At 50.5% G+C, this 16,007-nt stretch carries 15 protein-coding genes; 8 read left to right on the top strand and 7 right to left on the bottom strand.

The window, feature by feature from the left end; all coding sequences use genetic code 11:
- Nucleotides 1-57 precede the first annotated feature (57 nt).
- The 5 genes from FH968_RS12500 (at nucleotide 58) to FH968_RS12480 (ending at nucleotide 5,133) form a co-directional block, all read left to right on the top strand.
- Nucleotides 58-1,626: an ABC transporter substrate-binding protein gene (locus tag FH968_RS12500; RefSeq protein ID WP_139879951.1), complete on the top strand. Its 1,569-nt coding sequence runs from the start codon at nucleotides 58-60 to the stop codon at nucleotides 1,624-1,626.
- A gap of 86 nt (nucleotides 1,627-1,712) precedes the next feature.
- Entirely contained in the window at nucleotides 1,713-2,762 is a 1,050-nt protein-coding gene (locus FH968_RS12495; protein ID WP_139879948.1) for an ABC transporter permease, read from the top strand.
- Nucleotides 2,762-3,595, top strand: a complete 834-nt coding sequence (locus FH968_RS12490; RefSeq protein ID WP_139879946.1) for an ABC transporter permease — start codon at nucleotides 2,762-2,764, stop codon at nucleotides 3,593-3,595. The genes FH968_RS12495 and FH968_RS12490 overlap by 1 nt, the downstream gene beginning before the upstream one ends.
- A complete protein-coding gene (locus FH968_RS12485) occupies nucleotides 3,588-4,424 on the top strand; it encodes an ABC transporter ATP-binding protein (protein ID WP_139879944.1) in 837 nt (278 codons plus the stop codon). Before FH968_RS12490 ends, FH968_RS12485 begins: the two co-directional genes overlap by 8 nt.
- Nucleotides 4,411-5,133 carry an ABC transporter ATP-binding protein gene (locus FH968_RS12480; RefSeq protein ID WP_139879942.1) on the top strand — a complete coding sequence of 241 codons (723 nt, stop codon included), beginning with the start codon at nucleotides 4,411-4,413 and terminating at the stop codon, nucleotides 5,131-5,133. The genes FH968_RS12485 and FH968_RS12480 overlap by 14 nt, the downstream gene beginning before the upstream one ends.
- Nucleotides 5,134-5,136: 3 nt before the next feature.
- On the opposite strand, the gene FH968_RS12475 is transcribed toward FH968_RS12480, so the two are convergent.
- Nucleotides 5,137-6,036, bottom strand: a complete 900-nt coding sequence (locus FH968_RS12475; protein WP_139879940.1) for a diguanylate cyclase — start codon at nucleotides 6,034-6,036, stop codon at nucleotides 5,137-5,139.
- A 471-nt stretch (nucleotides 6,037-6,507) separates the two neighbouring features.
- Between FH968_RS12475 and ygjG the strand changes: the two genes are divergently transcribed.
- Together ygjG and FH968_RS12465 are read left to right on the top strand one after the other, a co-directional pair.
- Complete coding sequence (gene ygjG / locus FH968_RS12470) at nucleotides 6,508-7,905, top strand: putrescine aminotransferase (RefSeq protein ID WP_223271318.1); 1,398 nt, start codon at nucleotides 6,508-6,510, stop codon at nucleotides 7,903-7,905.
- Nucleotides 7,906-8,011: 106 nt separating this feature from the next.
- Nucleotides 8,012-8,983 (top strand): hypothetical protein, encoded by a 972-nt coding sequence (locus FH968_RS12465; RefSeq protein WP_139879936.1) that lies wholly within the window; start codon nucleotides 8,012-8,014, stop codon nucleotides 8,981-8,983.
- 56 nt (nucleotides 8,984-9,039) lie between these two features.
- Here the strand turns inward: FH968_RS12465 and lsrG are convergent, their stop codons facing one another.
- From lsrG to lsrA, 6 genes are read right to left on the bottom strand one after another with little or no spacing between them, the layout of a single operon-like run.
- Nucleotides 9,040-9,333 (bottom strand): (4S)-4-hydroxy-5-phosphonooxypentane-2,3-dione isomerase, encoded by a 294-nt coding sequence (gene lsrG / locus FH968_RS12460; protein ID WP_139879934.1) that lies wholly within the window; start codon nucleotides 9,331-9,333, stop codon nucleotides 9,040-9,042.
- Nucleotides 9,330-10,220, bottom strand: coding sequence for a 3-hydroxy-5-phosphonooxypentane-2,4-dione thiolase (gene lsrF / locus FH968_RS12455; RefSeq protein ID WP_139879932.1), 891 nt, complete (start codon nucleotides 10,218-10,220; stop codon nucleotides 9,330-9,332). The genes lsrG and lsrF overlap by 4 nt, the downstream gene beginning before the upstream one ends.
- A gap of 10 nt (nucleotides 10,221-10,230) precedes the next feature.
- Nucleotides 10,231-11,250 carry an autoinducer 2 ABC transporter substrate-binding protein LsrB gene (gene lsrB / locus FH968_RS12450; protein ID WP_139879930.1) on the bottom strand — a complete coding sequence of 340 codons (1,020 nt, stop codon included), beginning with the start codon at nucleotides 11,248-11,250 and terminating at the stop codon, nucleotides 10,231-10,233.
- Between the two features lie 2 nt (nucleotides 11,251-11,252).
- Nucleotides 11,253-12,257, bottom strand: a complete 1,005-nt coding sequence (gene lsrD / locus FH968_RS12445) for an autoinducer 2 ABC transporter permease LsrD (RefSeq protein WP_139879928.1) — start codon at nucleotides 12,255-12,257, stop codon at nucleotides 11,253-11,255.
- Entirely contained in the window at nucleotides 12,258-13,289 is a 1,032-nt protein-coding gene (lsrC, locus tag FH968_RS12440; RefSeq protein ID WP_139879926.1) for an autoinducer 2 ABC transporter permease LsrC, read from the bottom strand.
- Nucleotides 13,286-14,767 carry an autoinducer 2 ABC transporter ATP-binding protein LsrA gene (lsrA, locus tag FH968_RS12435; protein ID WP_139880008.1) on the bottom strand — a complete coding sequence of 494 codons (1,482 nt, stop codon included), beginning with the start codon at nucleotides 14,765-14,767 and terminating at the stop codon, nucleotides 13,286-13,288. Before lsrA ends, lsrC begins: the two co-directional genes overlap by 4 nt.
- A gap of 231 nt (nucleotides 14,768-14,998) precedes the next feature.
- Between lsrA and lsrR the strand changes: the two genes are divergently transcribed.
- Nucleotides 14,999-15,970 carry a transcriptional regulator LsrR gene (lsrR, locus tag FH968_RS12430; protein ID WP_139879924.1) on the top strand — a complete coding sequence of 324 codons (972 nt, stop codon included), beginning with the start codon at nucleotides 14,999-15,001 and terminating at the stop codon, nucleotides 15,968-15,970.
- The last annotated feature ends 37 nt before the right edge of the window (nucleotides 15,971-16,007 follow it).

The following is a 16,007-nucleotide window of genomic DNA, read 5'->3' as shown; positions in this document are numbered from 1 at the left end:
TATTCAGGTCAGAGAATAACAACTCATAAAAACTCTTCCTTTTAAGCAGGGTGCCACATGCAAAGAAAAGTACTGCCATTACTACTGCTGGCTGCAATCTCCGCAAGCAGCTTTGCCGCCACACCACCAAATACGTTGATTGTTGCCCAAGGCCTGGACGATATCGTCAGCCTTGATCCTGCTGAAGCTAACGAACTTTCCAGCATTCAAACTGTGCCAAGCCTCTATCAACGCCTGGTTCAGGCCGACCGTGATAACCCAGCAAAAGTTGTTCCTGTGCTGGCCAAAAGCTGGCAGGGCGACGCTGCCAATAAAAAATTGACCATCAAACTGCGCCCGGATGCCAAATTCTCCTCCGGGAATCCGCTGCGCCCGGAAGACGTTATTTTCTCTTATATACGAGCCGTAACGCTCAATAAGTCCCCAGCTTTTATTCTTAACGTGCTTGGCTGGCAGCCGGATAACATCGCCAGCCAACTGAAGAAAGTAGACGAACATACGCTGGAATTGCACTGGACGGCAGACGTCAGTCCGGCGGTAGCACTGAATATTCTCTCCACGCCAATTGCTTCTATCGTGGATGAAAAAGCAGTTGCGCCTAATGCCAAAGCCGGTGATTTCGGTAACGAGTGGCTGAAAATGCACTCTGCGGGCAGTGGCCCATTCAAGATGCGTGTTTACCAGCCACATCAGGCGATTGTGCTGGACGCTAACCCAACGTCTCCAGGTGACGCACCTAAAGTTAAAAACATCATCATTAAAAACGTGCCAGATCCGGCAGCTCGCCGCTTGCTGATTCAGCAAGGTGATGCAGATATTGCCCGCGATCTGGGTGCGGACCAAACCAGCGCACTGGAAGGCAAACCTGGCGTGAAAGTGCTGAGCATCCCTTCTGCCGAGCAGAATTACATGGTGTTCAACGCTGGTAACAATGCCAATCCACTGCTGAAAAACCCAGCCCTGTGGGAAGCCGCACGTTACCTGGTGGATTATGAAGGCATCACCAAAGACCTGTTGAAAGGCCAGTATTTTATCCACCAGAGCTTCCTGCCGGTTGGTTTTGCAGGGGCGTTGGGCAACAATCCATTCAAATTTGACCCAGCCAAAGCGCAAGAGATCCTCGCAAAAGCGGGTATCAAAGATGCGCACTTCACGCTGGATGTGGAAAACAAACCTCCTTTCATCACAATCGCTCAATCTATGCAGGCAAGTTTTGCTCAGGGCGGCGTGAAGATAGATCTTCTGCCTGCTGCGGGCAGCCAGGTCTACGCACGCGTTCGTGCCAAACAGCATCAGGCTGCGATCCGTCTGTGGATCCCGGATTATTTTGACGCCCATTCCAACGCCAGCGCCTTTGCCTATAACGATGGCAAAGCGAGCACGGTTGCAGGTTTGAACGGCTGGCAAATCCCAGAGCTGAACAAGCAAACTCTTGCCGCTGTAGCAGAAGCTGACCCGGCTAAGCGCCTGGAGCTGTATAAAAAAATACAGGAAGAGGTGCAGCACAACTCACCATATGTGTTTGTTGATCAAGGCAAAACCCAGGTCGTGGTGCGTGAGAATGTGAAGGGCTATCAGCAAGGTTTGAATGCGGATATGGTGTATTACGATCGCGTGAGCAAATAACCCGTATGGGACACCCGCGCTACGGCATTCTCTTTGGAGAAAACCGTGGCGAGGGTGGCTTTCTCCAACACCAATAAAGAGTCCACATGTCAGACATCTCCACTCTTTCGGCCACGAGTCGGTTACGCCGCCCTTTGCTGGCGCTAGTGCAGGGACTGTTTACCCTGGCGCTTACCCTTATCGGCCTGCTGCTAATCACCTTTGCCCTGTCGGCGCTTTCACCTGTCGATCGTGTGTTGCAAATCGTTGGCGACCACGCAAGCCAGGCTACTTACGATCAGGTCCGCCACCAGCTTGGTTTGGATAATCCCCTGCCCGTTCAGTTCTGGCATTACCTGACGAATCTCGCACATGGCGATCTAGGCACTGCCAGTGCCACTGGCCAGCCCGTGCTGCAAGATTTGCTCTCTGCTTTCCCGGCGACGCTAGAACTCGCCACCCTCGCATTAATTATTGGTAGCGTTCTGGGGGTGATTTTTGGCGTGCTTTGCGCTCGATTCGCAGGCTCTCCCTGGGATTTGGCAGTGCGTACTTTCACTCTGCTCGGCAACTCCGTACCCATCTTTTGGCTTGGTTTACTGATGCTGGCGTTGTTTTATGCGCGCCTGCAATGGAGTGCCGGACCTGGGCGTCTGGACGATATTTATCAATACAGCGTGGAAGCTAAAACCGGTTTTGTGCTCATCGATACGTGGCTTTCCGGTGACCGCGCCGCGTTCCTGAACGCTATCAACCATCTCGCGCTCCCCGTGTTGCTGCTCGCTTATTACTCGCTGGCGAGTATCACGCGATTGACGCGCACCGCTTGTCTGAGCGAAATGAACAAAGAATACATTACGCTTGCGCGCGCCAAGGGTGCCGGGGAGATGACAATTCTGGTGCGCCATGTGCTGCCCAACATCCGCGGCACACTGTTCACAGTGATTGCTCTGGCCTACACCGGCATGCTGGAAGGTGCGGTACTGACTGAGACCGTCTTTTCCTGGCCGGGAATTGGCCGTTACCTCACTACAGCGCTGTTCGCCGGGGACACTACCGCGATTATGGGCGGCACTCTGCTCATTGGCGTGTCGTTTGTCATTATCAATAATCTGACTGACGTGCTGGTGCGAGCCACCGATCCGAGGGTGCATTAATGCCGTCTTATCTCTTTTTTCGCCGCACTTTGCGATCGCCTGCAGCACTCTGCGGCCTGGTGATTATTACGTTACTGGTGCTGGTTGCCGTATTTGCCCCATTGCTGGCGCCGTTCGATCCGAACTGGCAAGACGCCGCTGCACGTCTGCAAGCACCTAATGCTCAACACTGGTTGGGGACTGATAGCTATGGTCGCGATTTACTCTCACGTCTGATTTATGGCTCGCGCCCGGCTCTCGGCCTGGTGTTGCTGGTGACGGTCATTACACTGCCTGTTGGATTGCTAATCGGTATTCTTTCCGGCTATTACGGAGGTTGGCTGGAACGTGTACTCATGCGTTTTACCGACGTTATGATGTCTATGCCACGCCTGATTCTGGCATTTGCCTTTGTTGCGATGCTCGGCCCAGGGCTTATCAACGGTGCACTGGCGTTGGCGCTGACGACCTGGCCCGCATATGCGAGGCAGTCCCGCAGCGAGATCCAACGCCTCCGTCACAGTGATTATCTAGCTGCCGCCGAAATGATGGGTATTCGTGGCCCACGTCTGTTGGCAGGCCATATTCTGCCACTGTGTTTACCTTCAGCGATTGTGCGCCTGGCGCTTGATCTGGCAGGGATTATTCTGGCCGCAGCCGGGCTTGGCTTCCTCGGGCTTGGTGCAAGGCCGCCGATGTCGGAATGGGGATCGATGATCGCTGACGGCATGCAGGTTATTTTCGATCAATGGTGGATTGCAGCGATTCCCGGTACCGCCATTCTTATCAGCAGCCTGGCGTTTAACTTACTGGGTGATGGATTACGCGACGTTCTGGAACCGAGCCATGACTGAGAATCTAATTGAAGTCCGTGGGTTAAACATTGATTACCCGGGTGCACGCGTAGTGGAAAATCTGTCGTTTACGCTGGGTAACGAAAGGCTGGCGCTAGTCGGCGAATCTGGCTCAGGTAAATCCATGACTGCCCGGGCGCTGATGGGGCTGGTGCGTAAACCCGGTAAAGTGAGCGCGACTCAACTCAATGTTCTGGGTAACGATCTGCTTACTTTGCACAACCGCGACTGGCAACGCCTTCGCGGTAATGAAATTGCAATGGTGTTGCAAGATCCACGCTACGCGCTCAATCCGGTAAAAAGCGTAGCTCAGCAGATTGACGAGGCGTTGCGCTTGCATCAAAAACTGTCCACAGCGCAGCGGCGAGAGCGAATCCACGAAGTTATCAACGCTGTAGGATTGCAAGAAAATGTGCTGCCTGGCTACCCGGCAGAACTTTCTGGCGGTATGGGGCAACGTGTGATGATCGCCATTGCGCTGGTTAACAATCCTAAAGTTCTCATTGCCGACGAACCCACTTCTGCCCTGGATGCCCGCTTGCGTAACCAGATTCTGGAACTGCTGGTAGAACAATGCGAACAGCGCCAAATGGCCATGTTACTCATCAGTCACGATCTCCCACTTGTTGCACAACACTGCCAGCGTGTCCTCGTGATGTATCAGGGGCAAAAAGTGGATGAAATGGCAGCCAGCCAACTGGAAACAGCAACGCATCCCTATACCCGCACGCTATGGACATGTCGCCCCAACGCCGCGACTTACGGCATGATGCTACCGACGTTGGACCGCAGCCAGAATCTGCAAGGAGAAAACCATGGCGATAGTTGAAGTCAGCAACCTGTGCGTGCAATTTAGCGCAAAAGGCCAAGTCAAAACCGCCGTGCGCGACGCCAGTTTATCGATAAATTCGGGGGAAACATTTAGCTTAATTGGCGCATCAGGCTGTGGTAAATCCACCATTTTGCGTGTGCTTGCGGGGTTGCAGCGTGAGTGGCAGGGTGGCATAAAACTGCTGGATGGAACAATCAAACCCGGCGTACGCTTTCAGGGTGATTTGCGCCGCAACGTGCAAATGGTGTTTCAGGATCCGTACGCGTCTTTGCATCCCAACCATACGATTTATCGAACGCTGGCCGAGCCGTTAACTCTTCATGGAGAGGCGCAAATTGCCGTCCGGGTAGAAGAGGCTTTGCTTCAGGTCGGACTACCAACTGATGCCATGAAACGTTATCCACATCAGCTTTCCGGCGGGCAGCGTCAGCGTGTAGCCATTGCCCGTGCACTGCTTCTGCGTCCTAAAATTCTGCTGCTTGATGAGCCAACGTCCGCACTGGATATGTCTGTGCAGGCAGAAATTCTCAATCTGCTCAACCGCCTTAAGCAGCAGTTTGATATGACTTACCTACTCGTCAGCCATGATGCCGATGTGATTGCGCATATGTCAGACAGGGCGGCTTATATGGCAGGCGGCGTCATCGAACGTGAATTCAACCGTGCCGCCCTTGTGCGGGGAGAACATCGGATGAACGCTGCATAACCCTTAGCCGAACGCGATCATTTCTTCTGTGGCTGTAGACATAATGCAGCGGTTACGCCCGGTATTCTTGCCGTAGTACATCGCCTTGTCGGCTCGCCCAATGGAACTGTGTAGTGAATCGCTGGCGCCGACTTTGGTCAACCCGCCAGTGACGGTGACGTTGATTACCTGCTCGTCGACCATAATCACGTGCGTTTCAAGATGCTCACGCATACGTTCCGCTGCTGTCTGCGCATCTTCATCGCTTGCCGCTTCCAGCAAAATCACGAATTCTTCACCGCCAAAGCGATAAATACGCTCGGCTTTACGAGTGGCGGATTTAAGCGTGAGCGCTACACTACGCAAAACGTCATCCCCGGCGTTATGGCCCCAGGTGTCGTTAATGGATTTAAAGCGGTCAATGTCCATGATAAGGACATACAGATTGTGATTCATTCGCTCACAGCGAGTCAGTATTAAAGGATATTCCTGATATAACAAATGGCGCAGCGGCAAACCGGTTAAAGCGTCATGTAAATTACGATAGCTAACAAGATATTCTTTATAATTATCCAGACTATTAATAAAAACTCGCTGCGCCTGATGATATTGTGAAACAAGTTCTTCCGAGACGGTTTTGGAAATAATAGATAACATTAATTCTCTGGCAATATCGTGCATTTCAATATGATGCTGGTCGATACCCAGTATCATTTGATGGTCTAACGCTTCCCCTGTAAGACGCAAAGCCAGCCACTTGCTGAACCGGCAGTGATGGTGGGAGGTTATGTCCATAATATCGCGACTTCCTTCGCCACCCAACAGGCTCAAGCGCAGCAATTCCCCAGCCCAGTCATAATGGTCTTTAGTCGCAATATTAAGTTCAGAGAGTGAGTAGTCGAGATCGTTAATATTAATTGTCATACCACATCCAGTTTACATAACTTCAATAAAATTAATAATCACCCCATAAGAGATAACATAGCGAAGTGAAATAATGACCTGTAAAGTATATATTAAACTAAATTCAAATCGTTACGGGTTAATTTATCCTTCTTTACAGAAAGCATTAATTGCTCATTATTATTCTAAATAACCTATGGCTTTTCCGCATTAATGCAAATGATTAATACCCGCAAATATCATCGCGCAGTTTAACTGCTCTATGGTGAAACACGCTGCACACTGATGGTGCAGATTTCTCATTCTTTCCCCTGGGAAAGTGCCAAAGTGCAGAAGATAAATGCGCAAAATGTCAGCAAGTATGATTAATTATTGCACATCCCGCGTTTCGCCTGTCGTTTATCCTGATTTCGCTTATGGACTACGAAGTGGCGTATTCCCTGCAATACTTATTTTGTGTATCGCGTGATACGTCATCCCCAGGAGCACATTTTGAACAGGTTACCTACTAGCGCTTCGGCTCTTGCCTGCACAGCGCACGCTCTCAACATCATCGAAAAAAAGTCACTAAGTCATGAGGAGATGAAGGCGTTAAACCGAGAGGTTATCGATAACTTCCAGCAGCATGTGAATCCGGGTTTTCTTGAATATCGCAAATCAGTGACCGCCGGCGGGGATTACGGAGCCGTAGAGTGGCAAGCGAACAGTTTAAATACGCTTGTCGACACCCAGGGTAAGGAATATTTAGACTGTCTGGGTGGGTTCGGCATTTTTAACGTGGGGCACCGTAATCCAACAGTGGTATCCGCCGTACAGCATCAGCTCGAAAAACAACCCCTGCACAGTCAGGAGTTGCTCGACCCTTTACGGGCGATGCTTGCCAAAACGCTTGCGACACTCACTCCGGGTAAACTCAAGTACAGCTTCTTTAGCAACAGCGGTACAGAATCGGTTGAAGCGGCAATTAAACTCGCCAAAGCCTATCAATCCCCACGTGGGAAATTTACCTTTATCGCCGCCACTGGCGCGTTTCATGGCAAATCTCTCGGGGCATTATCAGCCACGGCAAAAGCCGCTTTCCGTAAACCGTTCATGCCGTTACTTCCAGGCTTCAGGCATGTACCGTTTGGCAATATCGACGCGTTACGCACAATGTTGAGCGAATGCCGTAAAACCGGTGATGATGTCGCGGCCGTTATCCTTGAACCTATTCAAGGTGAAGGCGGTGTGATTATCCCACCTGTCGGGTATTTACCCGCAGTTCGTAAGGTGTGTGATGAATTTGGCGCACTGCTTATTTTCGATGAAGTGCAAACCGGTATGGGACGTACGGGTAAAATGTTCGCCTGCGAACATGAAAACGTACAGCCTGACATTTTATGCCTCGCCAAAGCACTCGGCGGCGGTGTAATGCCGATTGGTGCGACCGTTGCGACAGAAGAAGTATTCTCTGTGCTGTTTGATAATCCTTTCCTGCACACCACTACCTTTGGTGGTAACCCGCTGGCCTGCGCGGCAGCGATAGCCACAATCCATGTTCTGCTTGAGCAAAACCTTCCTGCCCAGGCACAACAAAAAGGACAACTGTTAGTGGATGGCTTCCAGGCCCTGAAACGTGAGTTCCCGGAACTGGTTGTCGATGCGCGTGGACAAGGTTTGTTGATTGCCATCGAGTTTAGCGACAACGAAATCGGCTATAACTTTGCCAGTGTTATGTTCCGCCAGCAGGTGCTGGTCGCCGGGACGCTCAACAATTCGAAAACCATTCGAGTTGAGCCACCCCTGACTATCACTATTGAGCAGTGTGAGCATGTGTTGGGCTGTGCGAGGAAGGCGCTTAATAGTTTGCGAATTTCACAAACAGAAGTTATTGCAGCAGAACAAGAGTGAATACAACGATAAAGAAGGGGCATAAACTTACCATTTATGCCCCTTCTTTAAGTTCTTTGATAATCGCTGTAAAATAAGGTTTTATTTATTTGATGGCGATGATTCTATGCGTTTTTTCTTTCTGGAATGGGTTAATGATTTTGAAAAAATGATGCTTGATTCTCTGGCGGATAACAATCCGGTATTCCAAATCAATCGCATAATGAGACGATTCAAATCACTGAACAACCTTCTTCCTGGCCAATATTTAAAAAGCATGCACAAAAAAATACACTGTGCTATTCGGCTGTCAAAACCGCAAAAAAATGATGTTATCGTCTGCAATGGATACAGCGTATTTCCTTTCCTGGATTATGTGAAAACCATGCAATGTAAAAAAATATTGATTTTGCGCGACTCGGTAGAAGCACTGACTAATAAACGCAGAAAACTGGGGCAGCTCGCAGAAGATCAGGACTACATTGAAACAGTGAGACCTGTTTTTGATGTGATTTTTAGTTTTGATCCTGAAGACAGTAAAAACTATGATCTGACTTATATTAAACAATTCCTACCTTTCACCTGGCAACAAATTCAATCAATAAATGATAAAAATAATAATGTTGAAAATCGCTGCTTCTATGTAGGTGGCTACCAGATTGAAAGAGCTAATCTTATCAATGAAATCACCCCTGTACTGGCAGAGTGTAATTGTACTACTGATTTTTATTTAATGGACAAGTATAATAATAATATTAATTACCCACTAAATTGTATAAATAAAAAAATAGACTACCAGGAAAACATTAACAAACTAAGCCAGTCAAAATTTGTTCTTGAAATAAACAAACCTGACCAAAAAGGGTTAACACTCAGGGCAATAGAAGCATTGGTGTTTAATAAACAACTCATCACCAATAATCCTGAAATAAAAAATCAGGACTTTTATCATCCCTCCCGTAATTTCTTTTACAACGGAAATAACCAGCAAGAGCTCAAGCAATTTTTGCTCACTAAGCCTATAAAAATACAGCCAGAAATAGCACGTAAATACAGTGCTGATGGGATGCTGGAAACACTGAAACAACACATTATTTGAATTGATGTTCTATTCACTGAATCCTCTCAAGACCGAGAGGATGCAGAAGGAAGAAGCTAAACGGGCAACAGTCCCACAAAACTCCGTTTCTTACGCGGTTCTGACATCATCTCATCGAGCTTCTCGACACATGCCAGATAATGCGGTGTTTGCTTATGCGCCAGCACCGCTTCGTCGTTTTGATACGCCTCGTAGATAAAAAACCGTGTCGTAACTTCCGGGTCCTGCAGCACGTCAAATCGCAAGTTACCCGGCTCTTTGATTGAGCCTTCGTGATTGGCGCGGAACACGTCCATAAACTCATCGACCCGTTCCGGTTTGATATTAATCTCCACTAGCGTCACGTTCATGCCTTGCCTCCGTGATGTTTTTCATCCAGCCAGAACTGATACGCCTCGCGAGCGGTAACTTTTTCATGCACCACTTTTTTCACCGCTTTTAACATCGCAAGAGGTGCATCCGACTGGAAGATATTGCGTCCCATATCCACGCCAGAAGCGCCCTGGTCGATGGCTCTAAAGCACATATCCAGCGCTTCTTGTTCCGGTAATTTTTTGCCTCCGGCGATGACAATCGGCACCGGACAACTGGCTGCTACTTTTTCGAAACCGTCTTCGACAAAATAGGTTTTCACAAACTGCACGCCAATCTCTGCGGCGATGCGGCTGGCGAGAGAGAAATAACGCGCATCACGAGCCATCTCTTTGCCCACGCCCGTCACGGCAAGGGTTGGAATACCGTAGCGCGTGCCTTCATCCACCAGTTTGATGATGTTATTAATTGACTGGTGTTCGTATTCGCTGCCGATGTAAATCTGCGCCGCAACCGCACAGGCATTAAGCCGTAGAGCATCTTCCATCGTCACCGCAACACTTTCGCGCGACAGTTCACTGAGAATGGAATTCCCGCCAGATGCCCGCAGCACCACGGGTTTATTGGTGGCAGGCGGCACCACGCTGCGCAAAATACCCCGCGTGCACATCAAGACATCGGTTTCATGAAATAACGGTGCGATAGACAAATCTATGCGCTCAAGGCCGGTAGTCGGCCCCTGAAAATAGCCGTGATCAAACGCCAGCATCACGGTACGCCCGGTGTCAGGGTTGAAAATTCTCGCCAGCCGCGACTGCATGCCCCAGTCCAATGCTCCGCTGCCCTTCAGGTAAAACGCTTTATTTTCCTGTGGGCGACCAATGCCGTAATCTTTCCCTTCTTTAATATCGTCAAGATCTGCCATTTTTCAGCCCTCAGAAATCGTATTTGCCGATGTTGTCTTTAGTAAACACAACGCGCTCCGGCAGCAGCACAATCCCGTTACCTTTGGCTTCATATTGGTAGCCCTGAACGCTATTTGGTTCGACTTTCAGGCTGCCGATTTTCGCCACATCAACGCTGTCACCGACGTTAAGATCACCCTTTTTCAACAGGGTATTTGCGACATTGACCGCAATTTCGCCCTGCTGTACCACATCCCATAAACCAAAGGCTTTCACTGTGCCGCGTTCAACGTAGGGGCGCATGACATTTGGCGTACTAAAGCCAACGATAGCGACATTCGTGCGTTTCAGGTTTTCCGCAGCCTGCGCGGCGGCAGGTAACGCGTTAGCATCAGGTGCAATGATCGCATCCAGATCTGGATAGGCTTTTAAGATCCCTTCCGCGGTTTGTAGCGATTTGGTGGCATCGTTATAGCCAAACTGTGTGGTGACTATCTCCCACTGCGGATGATCTTTAGCTATTTTCGCTTTCGCCTCTTTTACCCACTGGTTTTGATCCGTCACGGTTGGGCTTGAGTAGAAAAATGCGACTTTCGCAACAGGCTTAGTGACTTGTTTGGCCGCCATATCCACCAGCATGCCGCCAAGCTGTTGTGGCGTTCCCTGATTGATGTAAATACTGCGGCATTCTGGTTTAGTATCGGAATCCCACGTCAGCACTTTTACACCGCGCTGCATGGCGCGTTTCAGCGCCGGGCACAGGCCATCTGGTGAAACCGCCGAGACAATAATCGCGTTATAGCCCTGGTTTACGAAGTTATTGATAAGCTGCACCTGCCCGGAAACGCTCGGCTCCGTTGGCCCATCGTACGTCACCGGCACGCCCAGATCTTTGCCCGCCTGCATCGCCCCGTTGCCGCCACTGGTGAAGAAACCCACACCAACCAGTTTCGGAATAAAGGCAATTCTGTCGGTGGCTTGCGCACTCACCACACTAAAGGCTAATGCCAGCGCACTGAGTTGCAGGACGCGTTTTGTTGTCTGCTTCATAATCAAACTCCCGTTAGTTTTCTGTTACCGCGCAAACGACGCCACGCCGCCTGTAGATAATCGCGATGCAAACTCACCGAACGACCAATGACTACCACAATCAACAGCGCACCGGACAATGCACTCGATACCTGATTAGGTACGCCAGCCATCTGTAAACCTTGTTGCAAATACCCCACTAACAACGCAGCCAGCGCGGTACCTAAAATTGAACCGGAGCCACCGTATATATTCGCCCCACCCAGCACTGCCGCCGTTAATGCGGGCATCAATAAATCACGCCCTAAATCCGAACGCGCTGAACCGAAATACGATACCAGTACAATCGCCGCAATAGCCGATGCCAACCCAACCATGCCGTATACGCCATACAGCGAGCCATTCACTGGAAGTGCGGCATAACGCGCGGCACGCGGATTTTGTCCAATCAGAAAGATATGTCGGCCAAAGCGTGCGCGGTGAGTAAGCAGCCAGAACAACAGCGTGATAACCGCAAACATCACCAGCGGAATCGGCAGGCCGAAAAGCGTGAGATTGGCAAAGTTTGTGAATGCATCAGGGAAGCCGCCGATACCTTCATATCCTGTGGCTCCCGCCATACCAGAAAGCAGCAGCGCTGCGCCACCGAACAGATACAGTGTGCCCAGAGTGATAACCAGCGGGCTGATTCCGGTGTAGTGAATCAATGCCGCGTTAAACAATCCACATAACAGACCGACGACAAGAGTGAGAATAATTGCCAGAGAAATCGGCAACCCCGCTTGCAGCATTACACCCAGCGCAATTGCACACAGGCCAATGGTGGATCCAAGTGAAATATCAATGCCACCGCTGATAATCACCAGTGTCAACGGCAGCGCCACAATGCCAATACAGATAAAATCGCTGGTGCTAAACAGCAGCATGTTGATGTCCAGCATGCGCGGGTTAATCGCGCCAAACAGCAGAATTTCCACCACCAAAATCAGCAGCAGCGTGATTTCCCAGTTGAGTTTCAGTCTGTTCATTTACGCCACATCCTTCTTCTTGCGAGGAAATGGCCGGACATTTTTTGCACCAGGTAGCGGTGGCACAAAACGGCCATATTTCTGTGCCCGCTGATGACGCACCAGTGCCTGGCGTAAACGCCCATCCAGCACCAGAACACCGAGCAAAACCAGGCCTGCAATAAAGTCATTCCACCAGGCGGGAAGTTTGAACAGCACCAATACGGTGTCTATTTGCGTTAGGAAGAATGCACCAAGAAAGGCACCAATCACGGTCCCCGTGCCACCCAGTAGCGAAATCCCACCCAGCACGCAGGCGGCGATAGCTTTCATCTCCAGCCCACTGCCAGTTTGGTTTGGCACAAAGCCAATCTGGGAGGCGAAAATAATTCCGGCGATTGCCGCTAACATGCCATTAAATGTGAACGCCAGGAAACGAGTACGGTTGACTGCAACCCCGAGCTGGCGCGCAGCGGCGAGGTTATCCCCCACGGCATAAAAATCACGCCCGAAAGCCGTTTTAGCCAGCATCCACGCTGCAAAAGCGACAAGCACCAGAACCATCACTCCCAACGGTGAAACCCCCAGCGCAACCGGCTCGGATAGCGATTTCAGGCTGGCTGGCAACCCTTCAATCCATTTGCCACCTGTCCAAAGCAGCATCGCACCACGGTAAAGCCCGAGCGTACCGAGCGTGGCGACAATCGCAGGAATGCGCAGCCAGACGACTAAAACGCCATTGATAAAACCCGCCACCGCGCCAATCAACAGCGCGAAAAGCATCGACACTGGCAAGCTATAATCGCTGTTTAGCGCCACACCGACAGCAATGGCGCACAGACCAACGGTTGATCCCACCGATACGTCGATATTACGCGTCAGCATTACCATTGAAGCACCCACCGCCAGCAGGATAAGGATCTGCGCGCTGGTGAAAATCATGCTCAAGGTTTGCAGGCTTAAGTAGCTGTGATTGAGCGCCACCAGCACAACAAACAAAGCGACGATCGCAAGCAATGCACTCAATTCGCGGTTAAGGAGCAATTTTTTCATGCTTTACCTCCGCCAAACGCCATGCTCATCATGCTCTCTACTGTGATAGAGGGTTTACGTAACTCGCCGTTCATCGCACCCTGATGCATTACCAGAACGCGATCCGCAAGCCCGCTGAATTCGTCCAGATCGCTTGATATCATCAGCACTGCTACATTTTGCGCCGCCACACTTTTGATTAACTGATAGATATCTGCCCGTGCAGCGACGTCCACGCCACGCGTCGGCTCATCAATGATCAACAGCAGTGGGTTGGCTTCCAGGCAACGTGCCAGCAAAACTTTTTGCTGATTACCACCAGACAGCGTACGCACGGTTTGTTCAGCATCATTGAGTTTGATCCCCAATGCCCGGTGGTAACGCTCCACCACTGCAGCCTCCCGTTTACTTTGCTGCCACACACTTGGCTCGTTGAGTGCTACGGTATTCCAGCGGATCGGTGCATCAAGAAATAGTCCAGACACCTGGCGATCTTCCGGCAGATAAATTAATCCACGATCGAGACGTGATTTAGTGCGATCGCCGCTAATTTCACGGTTTTCAAAATAAATATGGCCTCCGCGAACAGGGCGCAAACCATAGAGTGTTTCCGCAAGCTCCGTACGTCCGGATCCCACGAGTCCTGCAAGGCCGACTATCTCACCTGCGTACAATTCAAAACTGAGATCGATAAAACCCTCGCCGGTCAGTTCATCAACGCGCATCACCGGAAAATCCTGTGGTTCGGTGCGCCGATTGCCTGGTAATGCCAGCCACAGTTTTTGCGTATCGCTCAGAGCGTGATGGCGATTATTCGGTGTCATGGCGTTGATCAACTGTTCGTCGAGCAACTGTGCAGTTTCACCTTGCAGCACCACCGCGCCGTCACGCATCACTGAAATATGGCTGGCAAGCTGGCGAATTTCCGGTAGCTTGTGGGAGATAAACACAATACCCACGCCAAGGTTTTGCAATGCCCGGATCTGGCGGAAAAGGCGCTCGGTTTCACCAGGTGTCAGCGATGCCGTGGGTTCATCAAGGATCAGGATCTTCGCCTCGCGCATCAAACCACGCAGGATCTCAACCATTTGTTGATCGGCTACTTCCAGCGTGCTGGCCGTGGCGTCGAGCGAGATCTGGCATTCCAGTTGGTGCATTTTCTCTTGCAGACGTTTTTCGACATCACGTTGATGTGGTAGGCGAAAAAGGATGTTCTCGCGCACCGTCAAATTGGGGAACAGCATCGGTTCCTGCGGCACGAGATAAATCCCCAGTTCATGAGCCTGCCCCGGTTTTAAACGCCCAAATGCTTTGCCGTTAACTTTCAGTTCACCGCTATCCGGGGTTTCAACACCGGCAAAAATCTTCATCAGCGTCGACTTTCCTGCGCCATTACCTCCCAGCAACGCATGGACCTGTCCGGCATACAGAGCAAAATCAATACCTTTCAGAACGCTCACGCCAGAGAATTGTTTGCTGATGTGGTGAGCTTCAAGCATTGCGGCGGTGTTGGGCATTTTCACTCCACAATTGAACAAAAGATAAATTGAATTAATAATGTTCAAAAGCGTAGACGCAGGGTTATATTTACAACAGGGCAGAGATCACAAAATTTTTAAATAAATCAGCTAAACCATTTGCATCTGAAAATGATCTTTTTGCCGTGCGCTTCACATTTTCTTACCCCGCACATTCGAACATATGATCTAAATTTTAATAAGAGTTCACCTATGAGCGATAAACGAGCAGCAGAAGAAGGCAAGCTAGCAGCCTTACCAATGGCAGAAGAAGAGTTGCTGGCGCGTGTGGCATGGTCCTATTACCACGATGGGTTAACGCAGAACGACATTGGCGAGCGGCTTGGGCTGCCGCGCCTGAAGATTTCACGCCTACTGGAAAAAGGCCGCCAGTCCGGCGTTATTCGCGTACAGATTAACTCGCGCTTTGAAGGTTGCCTGGCACTGGAAACGCAGTTACAGCAACGGTTCAACCTTAAAATTGCACGAGTTCTTCCCGCACATAGCACGCCTGCGATGAATACCCGTCTGGGCATTGGTGCTGCGCAATCGCTGATGGGGATTCTGGAGCCAGGGCAGTTATTGGCGGTGGGATTTGGCGAGGCAACCATGAACTGCCTTCAACATTTAAGTGGGTTTATCGGCTCGCAGCAGATTCGCCTGGTGACGCTTTCCGGTGGTGTCGGGCCATATATGACGGGTATCGGCCAATTAGATGCAGCGTGCAGTGTCAGTATGATCCCAGCACCGTTGCGAGTTTCATCGCCGCAAGTCGCAGAGATTTTACGCATGGAATCCAGCGTGCGTGATGTGATCCTCGCAGCAACTGCTGCTGATGTCGCCGTGGTAGGAATAGGTGCAATTAATCAAAAGCGCGATGCCACAATTTTGCGCTCAGGTTATATCAGCGAAGGTGAACAACTGATGTACGCCCGCAAAGGTGCTGTGGGCGATATTCTTGGCTATTTCCTGCAAGCGGATGGCGAACTGGTAGAAGGGTTGGAAATTCACCGTGAATTGCTTGGCGTAACACTCGAAGACCTGGCGCATCTACCTACTATTGTGGGTGTCGCGGGAGGCGAAGATAAAGCGGACGCTATTTATGCCGCACTGCGTGGCCAGCGTATCAACGGCCTGGTGACGGAAGAAGATACTGCGCGGGCAGTACTGGCTTTGACGGGTTAAACCTGACTCGCCGACTGCCGCGCTCATAAGAGGAAAG

The organism is Buttiauxella sp. B2, assembly GCF_006376615.1.
In the GTDB taxonomy this organism is placed as follows: domain Bacteria; phylum Pseudomonadota; class Gammaproteobacteria; order Enterobacterales; family Enterobacteriaceae; genus Buttiauxella.
The sequence above is the reverse complement of the archived record's forward strand: the minus strand, read 5'-3'. Positions and strand labels throughout refer to the sequence as shown.

What these genes read in the sequence shown, in the direction of transcription:
- FH968_RS12500 (WP_139879951.1), top strand. Translation starts at nt 58, where the DNA reads ATGCAAAGAAAAGTACTGCCATTACTACTGCTGGCTGCAATCTCCGCA.
- FH968_RS12495 (WP_139879948.1), top strand. Translation starts at nt 1,713, where the DNA reads ATGTCAGACATCTCCACTCTTTCGGCCACGAGTCGGTTACGCCGCCCT.
- FH968_RS12490 (WP_139879946.1), top strand. Translation starts at nt 2,762, where the DNA reads ATGCCGTCTTATCTCTTTTTTCGCCGCACTTTGCGATCGCCTGCAGCA.
- FH968_RS12485 (WP_139879944.1), top strand. Translation starts at nt 3,588, where the DNA reads ATGACTGAGAATCTAATTGAAGTCCGTGGGTTAAACATTGATTACCCG.
- FH968_RS12480 (WP_139879942.1), top strand. Translation starts at nt 4,411, where the DNA reads ATGGCGATAGTTGAAGTCAGCAACCTGTGCGTGCAATTTAGCGCAAAA.
- FH968_RS12475 (WP_139879940.1), bottom strand. Translation starts at nt 6,036, where the DNA reads ATGACAATTAATATTAACGATCTCGACTACTCACTCTCTGAACTTAAT.
- FH968_RS12465 (WP_139879936.1), top strand. Translation starts at nt 8,012, where the DNA reads ATGCGTTTTTTCTTTCTGGAATGGGTTAATGATTTTGAAAAAATGATG.
- lsrG (WP_139879934.1), bottom strand. Translation starts at nt 9,333, where the DNA reads ATGAACGTGACGCTAGTGGAGATTAATATCAAACCGGAACGGGTCGAT.
- lsrF (WP_139879932.1), bottom strand. Translation starts at nt 10,220, where the DNA reads ATGGCAGATCTTGACGATATTAAAGAAGGGAAAGATTACGGCATTGGT.
- lsrB (WP_139879930.1), bottom strand. Translation starts at nt 11,250, where the DNA reads ATGAAGCAGACAACAAAACGCGTCCTGCAACTCAGTGCGCTGGCATTA.
- lsrD (WP_139879928.1), bottom strand. Translation starts at nt 12,257, where the DNA reads ATGAACAGACTGAAACTCAACTGGGAAATCACGCTGCTGCTGATTTTG.
- lsrC (WP_139879926.1), bottom strand. Translation starts at nt 13,289, where the DNA reads ATGAAAAAATTGCTCCTTAACCGCGAATTGAGTGCATTGCTTGCGATC.
- lsrA (WP_139880008.1), bottom strand. Translation starts at nt 14,767, where the DNA reads ATGCTTGAAGCTCACCACATCAGCAAACAATTCTCTGGCGTGAGCGTT.
- lsrR (WP_139879924.1), top strand. Translation starts at nt 14,999, where the DNA reads ATGAGCGATAAACGAGCAGCAGAAGAAGGCAAGCTAGCAGCCTTACCA.